The sequence below is a fragment of the Acidisphaera rubrifaciens HS-AP3 genome, assembly GCF_000964365.1.
In the GTDB taxonomy this organism is placed as follows: domain Bacteria; phylum Pseudomonadota; class Alphaproteobacteria; order Acetobacterales; family Acetobacteraceae; genus Acidisphaera; species Acidisphaera rubrifaciens.
In genome coordinates this window covers 1-2,459 of record NZ_BANB01000520.1, presented here as the reverse complement: position 1 = coordinate 2,459, position 2,459 = coordinate 1, and the positions used below count along the sequence as shown (strand labels likewise).

Sequence of the window (2,459 nt, the reverse complement as noted above, 5' to 3'; positions counted from 1 at the left end):
CCCGGCGGCGCGGTTCCGGCTGCGGCTGCTCGCGGGACCGCCGGCGACGGCGCTGGCGGCGCGGCTTGCCGCGCTTGATCCCTGCGTCACCGCCGAGGCGCAGGCGGCGACGCCGCACGGCTTCAATTTCGCCGCCGTGATCAACGCGGCGGTGCTGGAGGGGGAGCCGGGCAAGGCGACGGCCGACACGGTCGTCCTGCTGAACGACGACATGCTGGCGCTCGACGATGCGTGGCTGACCGCGCTGCTGGAGGCGCTGGCGCTGCCGGGCGTGGGCGTCGCCGGCGGGACGCTGCTGTATCCGGACGGGGCTATCCAGCATTGCGGGCTGGCGCTCGGCGGCGCGGCGGCGGCGGTGCATCTGTGCCACGGCGCCGCCCGGGACGATCCCGCCCACGCGCCGCAGATCCGCCTGATGCGCAACCGGGCCGCGGTGACGGGGGCGATGATGGCATTTCGCCGCGCGACATTCGCGCGCGTCGGCGGCTTCGATACCGGCTTTCCCGTCGATTTCAACGACGTCGATTTCTGCCTGCGGGTGCAGCGCGCGGGGCTGCGGGTCGTCTACACCCCGCACGCCGTGATGCAGCATGACGAGTCCGCCTCCGCCCGGCGCATCGCCGCCGATCGCCTGGACGCGCGGCGTTTCGCCGAGCGTTGGGCGGCGATGGTGCGTCGCGATCCGTGGCACGATGCAAGACAGGACAAAGCGCGGGACGGCACATAGCGCGGTGCGTCATTCGCGTGTTGCGCGCCGCAACCGCGCTGCGTATCGTGCGGCGCCGCTGCCGCAACCGCACCGGAGATGCCGCAAGGACCGGATGGGCGCATGTTCCACGATCCTGCCGCCTTCCCCTTCGTGCGCGAATTGCAGGCGCGCTGGCGCCTGATCCGCCAGGAATACCTGGAGCTGCGGGCGCCGGTGCTGCCGATCCACCGCGTCGGCGCGATCGACACCTATGTCGAGACGCTGATGAAGAATAACGGCTGGACGCCGTCGTGGCAGGTCGACACCACGGAGCCCAATCTCGACTGGCTGACCTATGGCCTCAGCTACAAGGGCATGCTGCCGGACGGCGCGGACCGGGCGCTGCCGGCGACCAGCCGGCTGCTGTCGCGCCTCGAAGGGTGCGAGGTCTGCGCGCTCTCGCTGATGCGTCCGGGCACCTTCATCGCCCCCCATACCCACCCCGAGATGGACGGTCGGCTGCTGATCATGCATCTCGGCCTCGACATGGCGCCGGGCCGCAGCTTCCTGTCCGTCGGACAGGAGGTGCGCGAGGAACGGCCGGGCGGCGTGGTCGTGTTCAACGGCGCGATGCGGCATTTCGCGGTCAACATGAGCCAGGCCGACCGTGTTCTGCTGTATCTGGAGTTCGATCCGCGGATTATTCGTTTTTGCGATTAGCGCCACGCGCGTATAATCGTCCGCTTACGACCGTCTCATATCAAATGGTGCCCCCACGCATGAGCGAACGTTCACCCCGGTTCGCCGCGATCATCGGCCATGCGGATACCCCCGACCTGCTCGATGCGTGCATCCGCCACCACCTCGGCCTCGGGGCGCAGCAGGTCTTCGTCTCGCTCAACCGTGGTGCTGGCGAGCTGCCGCCCGATCTGGCCGGCGACGAGCGGGTGCGCGCCGCGCCGGTCGAGACCTTCGCCGTCGATGACCCGTTCCTGTATTTCTCCGCCGCGCTGCGCGAACTGCGCCACTGGGGCGCGCCGGACTGGGTGCTGTTTGCCGATTCCGACGAGTTCTGGCTGCCGCGTGGCGGCCGTCTCGACACGATCGCCGATCTCGACGCCGCCGACCTGTTCGTGGTCGAGCGCTACAACACGCCGGTGCTGCGCGGGCAGGACGGCACCTATATGCCGCCCGACCTGACGGCGCCGTACACCCTGCCGATCGTGGCGCAGCGCGAGGCGATCGAGGATCGTTACTTGGCTGGCGATACCCGCACGCCCTGGATCCTCGGTGCCGACGCCCCGAAGCTGCTGGTGCGGGCGGAGACCGTCGCGCGCGTCGGCACCGGCGGGCACAGCATCGTGGCCGAGGACCCGTCGCTGCGCTGGCGGCTGGCGCAGGACGTGCTGATCCTGCATGCGCCCTTCACGACCGAGGCGCGGTTTACCGACAAGGTGGCCGCGATCCGCGCGGCCTTCGCCGCCCACCGCGACCGGTTCGACGCGCGGCAGGCCTGGCACTGGCGCCACTGGCTGGGCCTGTCCGACGAGGAGCTGGCGACGGAGTTTCGCCGGCAGAGCTTCCGCGCCTCGGCGGTGGACGGACTGCGGCGCCAGGGCGTTCTCGGCCGCGTCGAGGATCAGTATGCCGCGCTGGCGCGGGCGGACGCGCAGCCGACCGGCGACGCGCTGCAGGAGCTGCTCGGCCGGGTCATCAGCAACTATCGCCGTCCGGCTTCGGGGCGGGCGGGGGCTGCCGCGGCCGGTTCGGC

At 70.9% G+C, this 2,459-nt stretch carries 3 protein-coding genes; all 3 read left to right on the top strand.

Annotated features, from left to right (window positions below; all coding sequences use genetic code 11):
- Positions 1-727 (top strand): glycosyltransferase family 2 protein (locus B8460_RS14010; protein ID WP_048862230.1); only part of this gene is annotated, 727 nt, incomplete at its 5' end.
- A 102-nt stretch (positions 728-829) separates the two neighbouring features.
- Positions 830-1,408, top strand: coding sequence for an aspartyl/asparaginyl beta-hydroxylase domain-containing protein (locus tag B8460_RS14005; RefSeq protein WP_048862229.1), 579 nt, complete (start codon positions 830-832; stop codon positions 1,406-1,408).
- 59 nt (positions 1,409-1,467) lie between these two features.
- Positions 1,468-2,459: glycosyltransferase family 2 protein (locus B8460_RS14000; protein ID WP_048862228.1), on the top strand; the 992-nt coding region annotated here is incomplete at its 3' end.